Raw genomic sequence first — 16,948 nt, 5'->3', positions numbered from 1 at the left:
CCTGCGGGGCTGACGTGTCGTTGCCTTGAATCAGGCGTTGATGCGGGCCTCCGTGGCCAGGCGACTAATGGCCCGTTCGAGCTCGTCGAGGGCGGCGAAGGCCTTGACGTCTTCCTGCTTGAGCAGGGTTTCGCTGCGCTGGCAGGCGGCGCGCAACTGCGGCACTCCACAATAGCGGGTCGCCCCGTGCAGGCGATGGACCCGCTCGATCAACGCATTGTGATCGTTGGCGGTACGGGCGGCGCGAATCGCTTCGCGATCGGCTTCCAGCGAGGCCAGGAGCATGGCCAGCATGTCGGCCGCCAGGTCCGCCTTGCCGGCGGCCAGGCGCAAGCCTTCGTCGTGATCCAGCACTTGCAGCTCGAGGCCGTTGCCAGACACTTCGCCAGAGCGTTCCGGGCCCTGGTTGCGCAGGGCCAGGCCGGTCCACTTCAGCACCACCTGGGCCAGTTGCCGCTCACTGATGGGTTTGGTCAGGTAATCGTCCATGCCGCTTTGCAGCAGCGCGCGCTTTTCGTTGGCCATGGCGTGGGCGGTGAGGGCGATCACTGGCAGCGGCGTGCAGTTGCGCTCGCTTTCCCACTGGCGAATCGCCTCGGTGCTCTGGCGACCGTCCATGCCGGGCATCTGCACGTCCATCATCACCAGGTCGAACGACTCGTTCTGCACCGCCTTGACCGCCGCATAGCCGCTGTCGACCGCGAGCACCTTGGCGCCCATGTCTTCGAGCAGGGTCTGCACCAGCAGCAGGTTGGCCGGGTTGTCATCGACACACAGCACCCGTGGCGGGCGGCTGGCGATCGGTTCGCTCGGCTCGCTGCGCACCACCTTGGGGTTGACCAGGTCGGCCAGGGCGCGCCGCAGTTTGCGCGTGCACGCCGGTTTGGCCTGCAACTGGCTGTGAGGGTTGGGCACCGACAGGTGGAAGAGCGTCTGTTCGGTGGTCGGGCACAGCACCAGGACTTTGCAGCCCAGGTGCTCGAGGTCCCAGATGTGCTGGTTGAGGCGTTCCGGCAGCATGTCGTTGGTGGTGATGCCGAGGACCGCCAGATCGATCGCCTGGTCGGTCTGGTGCACGCCGGTCACCCCGTTGGTCAGGGCTTCCAGGGTGTTGAACGGAGTGACTTCCAGGCCGCAGTCCTCGAGTTGATGCTGTAGGGCCTGGCGCGCCAGCTCATGGTTTTCCAGGACCGCGACCCGCCTGCCGAGCAGCGGCGGGGCCGGCAGGTCTTCGGCGTCGTCGCGGGTTTTCGGCAGACGCAGGCTGATCCAGAACTCCGAACCTTCGCCGGGCGTGCTGTCGACGCCGATCTCGCCGCCCATCTGTTCGATCAGGCGCTTGGAAATCACCAGCCCCAGGCCAGTCCCGCCGGGTTGTCGCGACAGCGAATTGTCGGCCTGGCTGAACGCCTGGAACAGGGCGCGCACGTCCTGGTTCGACAGGCCGATGCCGGTGTCCTGAATGCTGATGCGCAGTTGCACGCTGTCTTCGTGCTCCTCTTCAAGCATGGCCCGGGCGACGATGGTGCCTTCGCGGGTGAACTTGATGGCGTTGCTCACCAGATTGGTGAGGATCTGCTTGAGGCGCAGCGGGTCGCCCACCAGCGACAGCGGGGTATCGCGATACACCAGGCTGACCAGTTCCAGCTGCTTGGCGTGGGCGGCCGGAGCGAGAATGGTCAGGGTGTCCTGCAACAGGTCGCGCAGGTTGAACGGAATGCTGTCGAGCACCAGCTTGCCGGCTTCGATTTTCGAGAAGTCGAGAATTTCGTTGATGATTCCCAGCAGGCTGTCGGCGGATTTTTCGATGGTGCCCAGGTAATCCAGCTGGCGCGGGGTCAGCTCGCTTTTCTGCAACAAATGAGTGAAGCCGAGGATGCCGTTGAGCGGCGTGCGGATTTCATGGCTCATGTTGGCCAGGAATTCGGACTTGATCCGGCTGGCCTCCAGGGCCTCCTTGCGCGCCAGGTCCAGCTCGATGTTCTGGATCTCGATGGTCTCCAGGTTTTGCCGGACGTCCTCGGTGGCCTGGTCGATGCTGTGCTGCAGTTCTTCCTGGGCATTCTGCAGGGTGCCGGCCATGCGGTTGATGCCCGAGGCCAGCTCGTCCAGTTCCTGGCTGCCGAGCAAGGGCAGGCGGGTTTCCAGGTTGCCGTCCTTGAGCTGGGTGACGGCCTGTTTGATCTGGCTCAGCGGGTCGTTGATGGTTCGCCCCATGCGCAGTGCCAGCAGGCCGGTGCAGATCAGCCCGGCGGTAATCAGCAGCAGGCTGGCGAACAGGCTGCGGTAGCCGCGCAGCAGCATGCTGTTATGGGACAGTTCCAGCTCGACCCAGCCGAGCAGGCGGTCGGACTCGTCGGGAATCAGGTCGCCGGCCAGGTTGCGGTGGCGGCCGAACACCGGCAGCAGATAGCGGGTGGCGTCGCTGCCGGTGCGTTGCAGCATCTGGCTGCCGTTGCCGGTCGGCGCCTGGTTGAGCATGCTCGGGCCGGCATGGGCCAGCGGCGTGCGGTCGGGCGCGAGGAAAGTCACTGCGCGCACGTCCTGCTGTTCCAGGGATTGGGTGGCGATGCGCTCCAGCAGGGAAGTGTCCTGATGGGCCAGGGCGGGAGCCACCAGGGGCGCCAGTTGCTCGGCGATCATTTCGCCTCGGTGCAGAAGCTGGGTTTGCAGGTCCGATTGCTGCATCCAGGTGAAATAACCGCCCAGTACCAACGCCATCAGGCTGGTTGGCAGCAAGGTCAGTAACAGCACGCGGCCTTTGATTCCCAGTTTCTTAAGCACGCAACTCTCCTGCTACCACGCCATTTTGAATGAACCCTGCGCACGTCCGGTGCGCACCACCTGCGCAGTGTAGCCATTTGCTTGACGGCATTCTTCGCAAAATTGACCGCGCAATGGCTCGGATGTCTCGGCGCCCGGCCAGCGTTTTGTCGACCGGTGTCGGTTGCCCGGCCGCGGACAATCTTGAATAATCGCGCAACTGAGAATTACTTGCAGAAGCCAATGAATCCCGTATCTGCCGGCCATCCCCGGATCCTGAGTATCGAAGACGACCTGGTGCTCGGTGCCTATGTGCATGAGCAACTGGGGCGTTGTGGTTTTGAGGTGACCTGGTGCCAGAACGGCCAGGAAGGCCTGACGATGGCCCGCGAGCAATCGTTCGATGTGGTGCTGATGGATATCCTGCTGCCGGGGATGGACGGCCTGGAGGTGCTCACGCATTTTCGCCAGAGCCATTCCACGCCGGTGCTGCTGATGTCGGCGCTGGGGGCCGAGGCGGATCGCATCAGCGGTTTTCGCCTGGGGGCCGACGATTATTTGCCCAAGCCTTTCAGCATGGCCGAGCTGCGGGTACGGATCGAAGCCATCTTGCGGCGTGTGGCCCTAGACCGCCGGCCGGACCCGGCGCCGCTCAGGCAGGAAGCGCGCGGGCTGCATTTCGACGACGAACTGTGCGACGTGCATTACGGGCAGCAGTGGGCCGGGCTGACCCGCAGCGAGTACCGTCTTTTGGAGACGCTCAATCGCAATGGCGACGAGGTCCTGAGCAAACCCTTCCTTTATCAGCATGTGCTGCAGCGTGGCTATGCGCCCCATGATCGCAGCCTGGACATGCATGTCAGCCAGATCCGCCGCAAACTCAAGGCCATCGGTTACCTCGCGCGCGAAGTACGCACGGTCTGGGGCAAGGGCTATGTGCTGAGCGCCATCGATGAAATGGCCTGAGCTGCCCGGCAGGCACTCGCTGTTCTGGAAGCTGGCCTGCCTGTTGGTCGCGTTCTGCCTGCTGATGATCTGGCTGAGCTGGTCCTGGGGCCGCTATATGGAACAGAAAAACCTGTTCCTCTCCGATGAGGCCCGCGGCACGCTGACCGGCTACGCCGCCGAAGCCGAACACGCCTGGAAACAGGGCCACAGGGCCGGGGTCGATACCTGGCTGCAAGGCATGGCCGGGCGCGAGCGCCATTGGATCGGCGTCATCGGGCGCGACCTGCAGTCGCTGAGCAGCTATCCGCTGAGCGAAACCGAGAGCCAGCACCTGACCTTCCTGCGCGGCCTGGATTGGCCGGTCAGCCGCCACACCCGTGGTTTGCCCTGGCTGAAGATTCCATTTCCCAACGATCCGTCCGCTGGCAGCCTGGTGATCGAATTGCCCCAGCGGTTCATGCCCGGGCGCTACCGGGTGTTCTGGCGGGTGCTGACCAACGGGGTGATCCCCGGCCTGTTTACCCTGCTGCTGTGTGTCGGGTTGTATCGACTGCTGGTGGTGCCGCTGAACCAGCTGCGCGAGCAGGCCAACGCCTGGCGCGCCGATCAATTGAATGCGCGACTGTCGAGCCAGACCACCAGTCGCCAGGATGAACTGGGTGAGTTGGGCCGGGCCTTCGACCAGATGTCCGAGCGCCTGCAAGGCACGGTGGCCTTGCAGCAGCAATTGCTGCGCGATCTTTCCCATGAATTGCGCACGCCCTTGAGCCGCCTGCGGGTGGCCTGCGATGGCGAACAGAGCCTGCCGGCGTTGCGCGAGCGGCTGGCGCGGGAAGTCGATGGCATGCAGCGGCTGGTGGACGACACCCTGCAACTGGCCTGGCTCGACGCCGAGCGGGCGCCGCTGGTCGAGGAAGACATCCAGATCCAGGCTCTGTGGGAAATGCTCACGGAAAACGCCTGCTTCGAAAGCGCCTGGTCGGCCACGCAACTGCATTGCGCGCTGGACGCCTCGTGCTGGGTGCGGGGCAATCTCAATACCCTGGCCCAGGCCCTGGAAAACATCTTGCGCAATGCCATTCGCCATTCCCCCGCCGGCGGTCGTGTGCTGCTGGACGGCCAGCGCCAGGGCGAGCATTGGCTGTTGTGGCTGGAGGATGAAGGGCCGGGCGTGGCCGATGCCGATCTGCAGCGGATCTTCGATCCCTTCACCCGCCTCGATGGCTCGCGTCCCGGCAATGGCGGTTTCGGCCTGGGGCTGAGCATTGCGCGCAACGCCGTACAGCGTCAGGGCGGCCAATTGTGGGCTGAAAATGCCGGTCGCGGCCTGCGCCTGTACATGCTTCTACGGGCTGCCGTTGCGGTGGAGGCGCCGCCGATCGAGGCCGATTCACTGCCTTATATCGTTAAGCCATAAGACCCTCACTTTGCGTGATATGGCCTGCGAACGTTTGCCGGTATGATAGGCGCCCCCGCAGTCCGGATTGCGAATACGCCATGACCTTGCAGTACCCCACCATCGCCGATTGCGTCGGCAACACCCCGCTGGTCCGTTTGCAGCGCCTGCCTGGCGTCACCAGCAATACCCTGCTGCTCAAGCTCGAGGGCAATAACCCGGCGGGTTCGGTCAAGGACCGCCCGGCGCTGTCGATGATTACGCGCGCCGAGCTGCGTGGGCAGATTCATCCCGGCGATACGCTGATCGAGGCGACCTCGGGCAATACCGGGATCGCCCTGGCCATGGCTGCGGCGATCAAGGGCTACAAGATGATTTTGATCATGCCCGACAATTCCAGTGCCGAGCGCAAGGCGGCGATGACCGCCTATGGCGCCGAGCTGATCCTGGTCAGCCAGGAAGAGGGCATGGAAGGTGCGCGCGACCTGGCCGAAAAGATGCAGGCCGAAGGTCGCGGCAAGGTGCTCGACCAGTTCGCCAACGGCGATAACCCTGAAGCGCACTACACCGGCACCGGCCCGGAAATCTGGCGGCAGACCGAGGGCACCATTACCCATTTCGTCAGCTCCATGGGCACCACCGGCACCATCATGGGCACCTCGCGGTACCTGAAGGAGCAGAACCCGAACGTGCAGATCGTCGGCCTGCAACCGATGGAAGGCTCGGCCATTCCTGGCATTCGTCGCTGGCCGCAGGAATACCTGCCGAAGATCTACCAGGCCAGTCGCGTCGATCGCATCGTCGACATGGCGCAAAGCGAAGCCGAAGACGTGACCCGGCGCCTGGCCCGCGAAGAAGGCATCTTCTGCGGCGTATCGTCAGGCGGTGCGGTGGCGGCGATGTTGCGCCTGTCCCGCGAGGTCGAAAACGCGGTGATCGTCGCGATCATCTGTGACCGTGGCGACCGTTACCTGTCGACCGGCATTTTCGATGCGCCCAACTGATGGCTAAGCCAGTCAGAGGCCTGCGCTTCCAGCCTGCGGGCGGCAGCCGGGCGGCGCAGATCCCCGTCGGAAAGAAACAGCGCCTGAAGATCGAGCGCCTGGCCAACGACGGCCGTGGCATTGCCTTCCTTGAGGGGCGTACCTGGTTCGTCGCCGGTGCGCTGGCGGGCGAAGAGGTCGAGGCGCGAGTGTTGGGCGCCCACGGCAAAGTGGTGGAAGCCCGTACCGAGCGCGTATTCACCGCCAGCGATTTGCGGCGGCCGGCGCCGTGCCCCCATGCCGGGCGTTGCGGCGGCTGCAGCGTGCAGCATCTGCCCCACGACGAACAGCTTGCCCTGAAACAGCGCATGCTCGCCGAGCAGCTGTCGCGTGTCGCCGGTGTCGAGCCGCAGGAGTGGGCGGCGCCGTTGAGCGGTCCGGAGTTCGGCTACCGACGTCGGGCGCGGGTCGCGGTGCGCTGGGACGCCAAGGCGAAAAAGCTCGAAGTGGGTTTCCGCGCGGCCGGCAGCCAGGACATTGTCCCTATCGACGAATGCCCGGTGCTGGTACAGCCCTTGCAACCGATCATGAGCCGCTTGCCGGCCATGTTGCAGCGTCTGAGTAAACCTCAGGCGCTGGGGCATGTGGAGTTGTTCAGCGGTTCGGCGATTGCCGTGCTGCTGCGTCACATGGCGCCGTTGTCCGCGGCTGACCTGGAGATTCTCCAGGCGTTCTGCGCGTTCCATGAGGCCCAGCTGTGGCTGCATGGCGAAGACGAGCCGCAACCGGTGGACCCGGACCAGGCCCTGGGCTATCGCCTGGAGCCGTGGAATCTGCAGCTGGCCTATCGGCCGGGGGACTTTGTCCAGGTCAATGCCGGGGTCAACGAGGCGATGGTGGCCCAGGCCCTGGAGTGGCTGGCGCCACAGGCCGACGAGCGCGTGCTGGACCTGTTTTGCGGCCTGGGCAACTTTGCCTTGCCGCTGGCGCAGAGCGTTCGTGAAGTGGTGGCAGTCGAAGGGGTGGCAACCATGGTTGAGCGCGCCGCACAGAATGCCGCTAGCAACAATTTGCATAACACCCGGTTTTTTCAGGCCGATTTATCGCAGCCCCTGGGCGACGCCGAGTGGGCCCGCGAAGGCTTTTCTGCGGTACTCTTGGACCCACCTCGGGACGGGGCTTTCGAGGTGGTACGCAAGCTGGCGAGCCTGGGCGCCAAGCGCCTGGTTTATGTGTCATGCAACCCTGCCACTCTGGCGCGTGACACAGTCGAACTGGTCAGGCAGGGCTACCGGTTAAAACGTGCCGGGATCCTCGATATGTTTCCTCAGACGGCACATGTCGAGGCCATGGCGTTATTTGAAGCGAGCTAGGATGGCTCGTCTAATCCGTTGGCCCGTCAGGCAGCACTCGCCGGCCCAGCGAGGAAATACTGGCAGTGAAGGTCAGCGATTTGACGCATTGAATGTGCGTCGTAGGGAAGGTAAAGCAAGATGGTACAGGTGAGAGCGCACCAGCCGATCAACACCGACGGCAGTATCAATCTCGAGGCGTGGCTCGATCATGCGGTCAGCGTCGACATGGCACTGGACCGTGAAGCCTTGAAAGAAGCCTGCGAGTTCGCTCGTGAGGCAGAGTTACAACACATCGCCGCGAAGAATCTCAGCGGCGAAGACCTGTCGAGTTTCAGCACGGGCCTGGAGATCGCGGAGATCCTCGCCGATCTCAAGCTGGATCAGGACTCGCTGGTGGCCGCGGTGCTGTACCGCGGCGTCCGGGAAGGCCAGATTCCGCTGCCGGCCGTCAGCCAGCGCTTCGGCCCGGTGGTGGCCAAGCTGATTGACGGCGTGCTGCGCATGGCGGCGATCAGCGCCAGCCTCAGCCCTCGTCAATCCCTCGTGCTCGGCACCCAGGCCCAGGTGGAAAACCTGCGCAAGATGCTGGTGGCGATGGTCGATGACGTGCGCGTGGCGTTGATCAAGCTGGCCGAGCGGACTTGCGCGATCCGCGCGGTAAAACACGCCGACGACGAGAAACGCAATCGGGTCGCCCGGGAAGTCTTCGACATCTACGCGCCGCTGGCCCATCGCCTCGGTATCGGGCATATCAAGTGGGAGCTGGAGGACCTGTCCTTCCGCTACCTGGAGCCTGAGCAATACAAGCAGATCGCCAAATTGCTGCACGAGCGGCGCCTTGATCGCGAGCGCTTCATCTCCGACGTGATGAACCAGTTGCAGAACGAGCTGCAGGCCACCGGCGTCGACGCCGACATCAGCGGCCGGGCCAAACACATCTATTCGATCTGGCGCAAAATGCAGCGCAAGGGCCTGGAGTTCAGCCAGATCTACGACGTGCGCGCGGTACGCGTGCTGGTCCCGGAAATGCGCGACTGCTACACCGCGCTGGGCATCGTCCATACGCTGTGGCGGCATATTCCGAAAGAGTTCGACGACTACATCGCCAACCCCAAGGAGAACGGCTACCGCTCGCTGCATACGGCGGTGATCGGCCCTGAAGGCAAGGTGTTGGAAGTGCAGATCCGTACCCACGCGATGCACGAAGAGGCCGAGCTGGGGGTTTGCGCGCACTGGCGCTACAAGGGCACCGACGTCAAATCCGGTTCCAACCACTACGAAGAGAAAATCTCCTGGCTGCGTCAGGTGCTCGAGTGGCACGAGGAGCTGGGGGATATCGGCGGCCTGGCCGAACAGCTGCGGGTGGATATCGAACCGGATCGGGTCTACATCTTCACCCCCGACGGCCACGCCATCGACTTGCCGAAAGGCGCCACCCCGCTGGACTTCGCCTACCGCGTGCATACCGAGATCGGCCACAACTGCCGCGGCGCGAAGATCAACGGGCGCATCGTGCCCCTCAACTACAGCCTGCAGACCGGCGAGCAGGTCGAGATCATCACCAGCAAGCACGGCACGCCGAGCCGCGACTGGCTGAACCCGAACCTGGGTTATGTCACCACGTCGCGGGCGCGGGCGAAGATCGTCCACTGGTTCAAGCTGCAGGCCCGCGACCAGAACGTGGCAGCGGGCAAGACCCTGCTCGAGCGCGAACTTAATCGCCTCGATCTGCCGCAGGTGGATTTCGACAAGCTGGCCGACAAGGCCAACATGAAAACCGCCGAGGACATGTTCGCCGCCCTGGGCGCGGGCGACCTGCGCCTGGCGCAACTGGTCAACCTGGCGCAGCAACTGGTGGAGCCGGAGCGCGGCAACGAACAGCTGGAGCTGATCCCGCGCAAGGCCACCGGCTACAAGCCAGGCAAGCGCGGCGATATCCAGATCCAGGGGGTCGGCAACCTGCTGACCCAGATGGCCGGTTGCTGCCAGCCGTTGCCGGGGGATGCGATCGTCGGTTACATCACCCAGGGGCGTGGGGTGAGCATTCACCGCCAGGATTGCGCCTCGGTGTTGCAACTGGCCGGGCGCGAGCCGGAGCGGATCATCCAGGTCAGCTGGGGACCGGTGCCGGTGCAGACCTATCCGGTGGACATCATCATTCGTGCCTACGACCGCTCCGGGTTGCTGCGTGACGTGTCCCAGGTATTGCTCAACGAGCGGATCAACGTGCTGGCGGTCAACACCCGCTCGAACAAGGAGGACAACACCGCGCTGATGTCCCTGACCATCGAGATTCCGGGGCTGGACGCATTAGGGCGGTTGCTGGGGCGTATTTCCCAGTTGCCGAACATCATCGAAACCCGCCGTAACCGTACCCCTTGAAAGTCGGAGCGTAGGAGCGAGGCTTGCCCGCGATGGCGGTTTGCCTGACATACCGCTATCGCGGGCAAGCCTCGCTCCTACAGAAAACATGGTTTGGCAATGAGAGTGACCGATGTACAGCCTTGAAGACCTGTTGCACCTGATGGCGCGACTGCGGGATCCGCAGTACGGCTGCCCTTGGGATATCAAGCAGAGCTACGCCACCATCGTCCCCCACACCCTGGAAGAGGCCTACGAAGTGGCCGACGCCATCGAGCGCGGCGATTTCGAGCACTTGCAGGGCGAGCTGGGCGATCTGCTGTTCCAGGTGGTGTATTACAGCCAGCTGGCGCGCGAGGAGGGGCGTTTCGAGTTCGACGGCGTGGTCGATAGCATCACCCGCAAGCTGATCCGCCGCCATCCCCATGTATTCCCTACCGGGGATCTGTACGCAGCGCTGGATACCCCGCGGCTGGATGAAGAGCAGGTCAAGCAGCGCTGGGAAGAGATCAAGGCCGAGGAGCGCGCCGAGAAGTCGGCGCAGCCGTTGCAGTTGTCCTTGCTCGACGATGTGCCCGCGGCGCTGCCAGCCTTGTCCCGTTCGGCCAAGCTGCAAAAGCGCGCGGCCCAGGTTGGCTTTGACTGGCCGGATGCATTGCCGGTGGTGGACAAGATCCGCGAAGAGCTCGACGAAGTGCTCGAAGCCATGTCCGAGAATGATCCGCAGGCGATCGCCGACGAAGTGGGCGACCTGCTGTTCGCCGTGGTCAACCTGGCCCGGCATCTGAAGGTCGACCCGGAAACCACCTTGCGTGGCGCCAATGCCAAGTTCGAGCGGCGTTTCCGATTTATCGAGCAGGCATTGCGCGATACCCGCCGACCCATGGAAGATTGCACCCTCGAAGAGTTGGACGCCTTGTGGGGCGAAGCCAAACGTCAGGAAAAGAATTTGCCCAGCTGCGGCTGAGGCTGTTGCCTAAGTGAGTGAGCATCAATGAGCCTTTCCCTTCGCGACCAGTTGCTCAAAGCAGGGCTGGTCAACCAAAAGCAGGCCAAACAGGTCAGCAAAGAGAAACAGAAGCAGCAACGCCTGGCCCACAAAGGCCAGATCGAACTGGACGATACCCAGCAGCGCGCTGCCCAGGAAGCCATGGCCGAGAAGGTCAAGCGCGACCAGGAGCTCAACCGCCAACAGCAGGAAAAGGCCGAGCAGAAAGCCCGTGCCGCGCAGATCAAGCAATTGATCGAGGTGTCGCGCCTGCCGAAGCTGACCACCGAGGATTACTACAACTTCGTCGACGACAAGAAGGTCAAGCGCCTGTCGGTGAACACCCTGATGCGCAACAAGCTGAGCAGCGGCTCGCTGGCCATCGTGCATCACGCCGGCGGTTATGAAGTGATCCCGCGTGAAGCGGCGCTGAAGATCCAGGAGCGCGATCCGCGGCGCATCGTTCAGCTCAATACGCCGACCGAGGCGCCGGATGAGGACGATCCATACGCGGCCTACCAGATTCCTGACGATCTGATGTGGTAAACCCGCAGAAACAACAAACCCCGCCTTGAGCGGGGTTTGTTGTTTCTGCGGCGGCGGTCGATGCGTGGCGGCCGTCGCGGCAGTCATTGAGAAATCAGGAGCTTCGCGGCGCGCGATTCTGCTCCAGCTTCTCCAGTTCGGCCTTGTAATTATGGGCATCGGTCTCGGAATGAAACATTCCCACCAGCATGTCTTGTTGATGCACGTCCCAGATCCGTACACCTGCGGCTACGCCTTCATGGGACATGTGTGAATCGTCGCGTTCAGTTACTTTTACAGTCATCTGCTAGCTCCAATCTCTATTGATCTGCAGCAAGGCGTGTGCAGGACTCCGTTATATATTTTGTTAGCTGGCTAAGTAAATTGCTTTCAAATGCAATAATTCTTTGCGGTTTTTGCAACAGTCGCGCAGGCCGCGAAAACTGTGACATTCGGTCGCAGGAGCCAGGGTTTCATGAAAAAAGTTTCATGTTTGGGCGGCAGTCGGGCCGGCATTTCTAGGTGAGCAAGCGCACTGGCCTGGGCAGGGAAAAGCCCCTCACGAGCGATGAGGCAGAAACATCAGGCGAAAAAAAGCCCCGCATGCGGGGCTTTTTTCATCGTGTCGCGGGCTTAGCTGCCTTTGACTGTCTTGCCGTTGACGGTGCCGTTCAGGAGCATGATGTTGTACTCCTTGCCGTCGGTTTCGACCTGTTGCAGGCGAACCAGCAGGTAATCCCAATCCTTGGCGAACCACATGACGGTAATGCGTTTGCTCTGTGTCGGGTCGCGCACGCGCTCGACCTTGATCGCATCGATCTGGCCGGCCTTGGTGTCGACTTTTTCCGAACCCAGGACACGGAAGTCATAGGTATCGACTTCACCATCGTCGACCACCTGATAGCTCATGCTTTTCTTGCCGGCGGCTACATCGTGCTGCAGGGCGAGCTGGTAGGTGGATTTGTCGACCATGCCGCGATTGAGCGGGATCTTGACCGCGTCACCCCGATCGGTGCCGGTGACCATCTTGGCGTTCCAGTCGAAGTCCAGATCGGCCTTCTTGGCTTTGCCCAGGCCACCGCGCTCGAAGTGATAGGACTGCGGCAGCAGGGTGTCCTTGTCGAGCTTCAGGGTGCTTTCTTCAGTCAGGCTGGCGATCATCATCGAGGCCTTGAAGCTCAGCTTCCAGGTGCCGTCGGCGTTCTTTTCCAGGCTGCGTTCAGCGGTACCGCTCATCGGCAGCTGTTTCCAGTCGGCGGTATAGCTGGCGGAGAAGGGTTGAAGGTCCGCAGCCTGCACGAAGGGCAGGGCGAGCAGAGCACAAGCGAAGAGCAGGGCGCGACGCATAAAATCTCCTAATTACGAATCAAGTGGCCACTGGCGGCCAGTAACTGACCATCCAGTAAAGCACCCTGTTCGCCGAGTGTGAGTCGACCTTCGGCAAACCAGCGTACGGCCATCGGGTAAATCCGGTGTTCCTGGACGTGGACCCGCTGCGCCAGGCTTTGCGGCGAGTCGTGCAACTCTACCGGGATCACAGCCTGTACGACCAGTGGTCCGCCATCGAGTTCCTCTGTCACGAAGTGCACGCTGCAGCCGTGCTCTTTGTCTCCGGCCTCCAGCGCTCGCTGATGAGTGTGTAACCCTTTGTATTTGGGGAGCAGCGAGGGATGGATATTGAGCAGGCGTCCCTGATAGTGCCGCACGAAATCCGCGCTGAGAATGCGCATGAATCCGGCAAGCACCACGAGTTTGGGTTGGAAGGCATCAATCAGTTCGATCAGTGCGGCATCGAAGGCCTCGCGACCTTCGAATGCCTTGTGATCGAGGGCGCGGGTATCGATACCCGCGTCCCGTGCGCGTTGCAGGCCGTAGGCATCGGCGCGGTTGGAAATCACCGCGCGGATGCGTACCGGGCTGTCGTCGGCCCGGCTACTGTCGATCAGGGCCTGCAAGTTGCTGCCGCTACCGGACAACAGCACCACTACATCACAAGTGGCTGGCATCGGCTCTTGCATCAATGTGCCTTGAGGTTTTTCAGCTCGACCTGGGCAGCGCCTTCGGCAGCGCTAGCGATCTGACCAATCACCCAAGGCTGTTCGCCGGCTTCGCGCAGGACGTTCAGGGCAGTTTCAACGTGCTCCTGAGCCACGCAGATCACCATGCCTACGCCGCAGTTCAGCACGCGATGCATTTCGTGTTCGTCGACATTGCCTTTCTCCTGCAGCCAGTCGAATACCGCCGGACGCTGCCAGCTGGCCACGTCGACCACGGCCTGGGCGCCTTTTGGCAGGACGCGCGGGATGTTGTCCAGCAGGCCGCCGCCAGTGATGTGGGCCATGGCTTTGACCGCGCCAGTGTCCTTGATCAGCTTGAGCAGTGGCTTGACGTAGATGCGGGTCGGGGCCATCAGCAGTTCGGTCAGCGGCTTGCCGTCGAGCTGGACGGTTTCGATGTCGGCACCGGAGACTTCGATGATCTTGCGGATCAGCGAGTAGCCGTTGGAGTGCGGGCCGGAAGACGGCAGGGCGAGCAGGGCATCGCCGCTGGCTACCTTGGAGCCGTCGATGATTTCGGCTTTTTCCACCACGCCGACGCAGAAGCCGGCCAGATCGTAGTCTTCGCCTTCATACATGCCGGGCATTTCAGCGGTTTCGCCGCCAACCAGGGAGCAGCCAGCCAGTTCGCAGCCGGCACCGATACCGGTGACCACAGTGGCAGCGACGTCGACGTTCAGTTTGCCGGTGGCGTAGTAGTCGAGGAAGAACAGCGGCTCGGCGCCGCAGACCACCAGGTCATTGACGCACATGGCGACCAGGTCCTGGCCGATGCTGTCGTGCTTGTTCAGGTTCAGTGCCAGGCGCAGCTTGGTGCCCACGCCGTCGGTGCCGGAGACCAGTACAGGCTGCTTGTAGCCGGCCGGGATTTCGCAGAGGGCGCCGAAACCGCCCAGGCCGCCCATGACTTCCGGGCGCGCAGTGCGCTTGGCGACGCTCTTGATGCGTTCGACCAATGCTTCACCGGCGTCGATGTCTACACCGGCGTCTTTGTAGCTCAGGGAGGGTTGCTTGCTCATGATCCAGGCCTTTAGGGGGGATTCAGGGGGTATCGACCGAGTCCAGGGAGGCCATTGAAACAGTCGCGGCGGCAATGCCGCGCACTCATTTCAGCGACCCCGGCTGTTGCCGGTCTGCGAAGGCGCGCGATTTTATCAGGCTTGAGGTGTAGCGGCCATCCTCGGGCCGACGGGCAGGGCATATCCGCTTAAAAAAAACCGCAACTGCGCGTGTCGATCGGGTCGCTCAGCGCTGTATAAGGTATAGCCTTGTACCCGCTGTCGTTATGACAGCACGAAAACTTCCATCGATCGGGTGAATGTTTGCCCAGGCTTTGTGGTCACAGCCTGGATCCAGTCTGTTCATGCGGTCTGTTCCAGCCGCCTTTTGTCGTCGGGAATCCTCCATGCGCTTGTGCAAATTTCTTTTTATGGGCTGCTTGTCATTGGTCAGCCTGGCGAGTCATGCCGAAACCCTCAATAACCTGTATCAGGTCCGCGAGCCGGTCAGTAGCCAGGCCCCTGGCGAACGCGATCAGGCTACCCAGCGAGCCCTGGAAACCCTGGTGCTGCGTCTGACCGGTGATAGCAAGGCCCTGCAAAACCCGGGGCTGGCGGCCCTTCGCAAGGACCCGCAGCAGATCATCAGCCAATACGGCTACGACGCCGGCCCTCCCGAGAGCCTGCAAGTCGATTTCGACCCGGCCAGCACCGATCGGGCGTTGCGCCAGGCCGGCTTGCCGCTGTGGGGCAGCAATCGTCCATCGATTCTCGGCTGGTGGCTGACGGATTCCAGTGAAGGTTCTAGCCTGGTGGGCGATGGCCAGGCCAGTGCCGCGCCGCTGCGACGCGCGGCTCAGCATCGCGGCTTGCCGCTACGTTTGCCGCTGGCTGATCTGAATGAGCAGATTGTCGCCACGGCCCCGAATCTGGAAGGTGCTGATCCGGCGCCATTGCGTGCCGCGTCCGAGCGTTACGGCGCGGACGCCCTGCTGGCGGTGCATGCCAGTGAGGAGGGTGGCCAGTGGCAGGCCAAATGGCGCCTGTGGCTGGGTGACCAGAAGGAGCAGGGTAGCGTCCAGGGAGCCGATGTGCCGGCTTTGGCCGATGCCGTGCTGCTGGCGGTCAGCCAGCGCCTGGCCCCGCGTTTCGTGGTCAAGCCCGGCGCCTCCAGCGAGCAGTTGCTGGAAGTGCAGGGCATGAATCTGGAGCGCTACGCGGCGCTGGGGCGTTTGCTCGAACCCTTTGGCGGGCGTTTGCAAAGCGTCGAGGGTGATCGTTCGGTGTACCGGGTCAGCGGCAGCGCCGAGCAGTTGCGCGCGCAGTTGAGTCTGGCCCGGTTGCAGGAAGTCCCGGCGGGCGCCGCGCCTGTCCAGCCGACTGTCGATGGCGCAACACCCGCGCCTGCGCCTGCGCCGGCCGTGCAACTGCGTTTTCGCTGGTAGGTTTTCTTTCTTTATATAGAGGCAATGGAGTGGTTCATGGTTGATACGCGTCGTTGGGTCTGGTTGGGCGGGTTGGTCCTGCTCAGTGCGTTTGTATACCTGTTGCATCCGATCCTGACGCCGTTCCTGGTGGCCTTGTTGCTGGCTTATCTGTTCGATCCGTTGGTGGATCGCCTGGAAAAGCTCGGCTTGTCGCGCACCTGGGGCGTGGTGGCGGTATTCGCCTTGTTCACCCTGATCGTCATGGCGTTGTTGCTGGTGCTGGTACCTATGCTCGCCAAGCAACTGCTGCGCCTGTACGAACTGGCGCCGCAGATGCTCGATTGGTTGCAGCACACGGCGATGCCGTGGGCGCAATCCAAGCTGGGCTTGTCCGATGGTTTCTGGAAGTTCGACAAGGTCAAGGCGGCAATCAGCGAACACATGGGGCAGACCACCGATATCGTCGGCGTGGTGCTGAGCCAGGCAACGGCCTCGAGCCTGGCACTGATTGGCTGGCTGGCGAACCTGGTGCTGATTCCCGTGGTCAGCTTTTACCTGCTGCGCGATTGGGACCTGATGATGGCCAAGATCCGCGGCCTGTTGCCCCGTGATCGCGAAGAGCGTGCGGTGGCGCTGGCCGGGGAATGCCATGAGGTGTTGGGGGCGTTCGTCCGTGGCCAGTTGCTGGTGATGGTTGCCCTGGGGATGATCTATGCCGCCGGCCTGATGCTGGTCGGGCTGGAGCTGGGCCTGTTGATCGGCTTGATTGCCGGCCTGGCGGCCATTGTGCCGTACATGGGGTTTGTCATTGGCATTGGTGCGGCGTTGATCGCCGGGTTGTTCCAGTTCGGTGGCGACCTGTATCCAATGATCGGCATCGTGGCGGTGTTCATGGTCGGCCAGGCCCTGGAAGGCATGGTGCTGACTCCTTTGTTGGTGGGGGACCGGATCGGCCTGCACCCGGTGGCGGTGATTTTCGCGATTCTCGCCGGTGGCGAGTTGTTCGGCTTCACCGGCATCCTGCTGGCCTTGCCGGTAGCCGCGGTGATCATGGTGCTGGTGCGCCATGTCCATGACCTGTACAAGGACTCGGATATCTACGGCGGCGTGGAAGAACCCTAGCCGTAGCAACAGGTGATTGTGCTCT

General features: G+C 62.8%; 14 protein-coding genes. 9 read left to right on the top strand and 5 right to left on the bottom strand.

From position 1 onward, the window contains the following. Positions 1 to 30: 30 nt before the first annotated feature. Positions 31 to 2,784 (bottom strand): response regulator, encoded by a 2,754-nt coding sequence (locus tag BLV20_RS10275; protein ID WP_092300576.1) that lies wholly within the window; start codon positions 2,782 to 2,784, stop codon positions 31 to 33. 222 nt (positions 2,785 to 3,006) lie between these two features. On the opposite strand from BLV20_RS10275, the gene BLV20_RS10270 reads away from it, so the two are divergent. The 7 genes from BLV20_RS10270 to BLV20_RS10240 all read left to right on the top strand — a co-directional run bounded on the left by BLV20_RS10270 (position 3,007) and on the right by BLV20_RS10240 (position 11,340). Beyond that, complete coding sequence (locus BLV20_RS10270) at positions 3,007 to 3,729, top strand: response regulator transcription factor (protein WP_092300573.1); 723 nt, start codon at positions 3,007 to 3,009, stop codon at positions 3,727 to 3,729. Further along, a complete protein-coding gene (locus tag BLV20_RS10265) occupies positions 3,716 to 5,128 on the top strand; it encodes a sensor histidine kinase (RefSeq protein ID WP_092300570.1) in 1,413 nt (470 codons plus the stop codon). Before BLV20_RS10270 ends, BLV20_RS10265 begins: the two co-directional genes overlap by 14 nt. An 80-nt stretch (positions 5,129 to 5,208) precedes the next feature. Beyond that, a complete protein-coding gene (cysM, locus tag BLV20_RS10260) occupies positions 5,209 to 6,111 on the top strand; it encodes a cysteine synthase CysM (RefSeq protein WP_092300567.1) in 903 nt (300 codons plus the stop codon). Then, entirely contained in the window at positions 6,111 to 7,463 is a 1,353-nt protein-coding gene (gene rlmD, locus BLV20_RS10255; RefSeq protein WP_092300564.1) for a 23S rRNA (uracil(1939)-C(5))-methyltransferase RlmD, read from the top strand. The genes cysM and rlmD overlap by 1 nt, the downstream gene beginning before the upstream one ends. 120 nt (positions 7,464 to 7,583) lie before the next feature. Next, positions 7,584 to 9,827 carry a GTP diphosphokinase gene (relA, locus tag BLV20_RS10250; RefSeq protein ID WP_092300561.1) on the top strand — a complete coding sequence of 748 codons (2,244 nt, stop codon included), beginning with the start codon at positions 7,584 to 7,586 and terminating at the stop codon, positions 9,825 to 9,827. A gap of 112 nt (positions 9,828 to 9,939) precedes the next feature. Continuing rightward, on the top strand, positions 9,940 to 10,773 hold the full coding sequence (mazG, locus tag BLV20_RS10245) for a nucleoside triphosphate pyrophosphohydrolase (RefSeq protein WP_092300558.1): 834 nt from the start codon (positions 9,940 to 9,942) through the stop codon (positions 10,771 to 10,773). Positions 10,774 to 10,800: 27 nt separating this feature from the next. Further along, positions 10,801 to 11,340, top strand: coding sequence for a DUF2058 domain-containing protein (locus BLV20_RS10240; RefSeq protein ID WP_085531898.1), 540 nt, complete (start codon positions 10,801 to 10,803; stop codon positions 11,338 to 11,340). A gap of 94 nt (positions 11,341 to 11,434) precedes the next feature. Here the strand turns inward: BLV20_RS10240 and BLV20_RS10235 are convergent, their stop codons facing one another. From BLV20_RS10235 to purM, 4 genes are all read right to left on the bottom strand, one after another. Further along, positions 11,435 to 11,623 (bottom strand): hypothetical protein, encoded by a 189-nt coding sequence (locus tag BLV20_RS10235; RefSeq protein WP_092300555.1) that lies wholly within the window; start codon positions 11,621 to 11,623, stop codon positions 11,435 to 11,437. Between the two features lie 329 nt (positions 11,624 to 11,952). Next, positions 11,953 to 12,666, bottom strand: a complete 714-nt coding sequence (locus tag BLV20_RS10230; RefSeq protein WP_092300552.1) for a DUF3108 domain-containing protein — start codon at positions 12,664 to 12,666, stop codon at positions 11,953 to 11,955. A gap of 8 nt (positions 12,667 to 12,674) precedes the next feature. Then, a complete protein-coding gene (gene purN / locus BLV20_RS10225) occupies positions 12,675 to 13,325 on the bottom strand; it encodes a phosphoribosylglycinamide formyltransferase (RefSeq protein ID WP_092301055.1) in 651 nt (216 codons plus the stop codon). A gap of 11 nt (positions 13,326 to 13,336) precedes the next feature. After that, positions 13,337 to 14,395 carry a phosphoribosylformylglycinamidine cyclo-ligase gene (gene purM, locus BLV20_RS10220; protein WP_092300549.1) on the bottom strand — a complete coding sequence of 353 codons (1,059 nt, stop codon included), beginning with the start codon at positions 14,393 to 14,395 and terminating at the stop codon, positions 13,337 to 13,339. Between the two features lie 386 nt (positions 14,396 to 14,781). Between purM and BLV20_RS10215 the strand changes: the two genes are divergently transcribed. Together BLV20_RS10215 and BLV20_RS10210 are read left to right on the top strand one after the other, a co-directional pair. Then, a complete protein-coding gene (locus tag BLV20_RS10215; RefSeq protein WP_175540168.1) occupies positions 14,782 to 15,819 on the top strand; it encodes a DUF2066 domain-containing protein in 1,038 nt (345 codons plus the stop codon). A gap of 36 nt (positions 15,820 to 15,855) precedes the next feature. Next, entirely contained in the window at positions 15,856 to 16,923 is a 1,068-nt protein-coding gene (locus BLV20_RS10210) for an AI-2E family transporter (protein WP_092300543.1), read from the top strand. Positions 16,924 to 16,948 lie beyond the last annotated feature (25 nt).

Source organism: Pseudomonas sp. NFIX28, assembly GCF_900107395.1.
Classification (GTDB): domain Bacteria; phylum Pseudomonadota; class Gammaproteobacteria; order Pseudomonadales; family Pseudomonadaceae; genus Aquipseudomonas.
The sequence above is the reverse complement of the archived record's forward strand: the minus strand, read 5'-3'. Positions and strand labels throughout refer to the sequence as shown.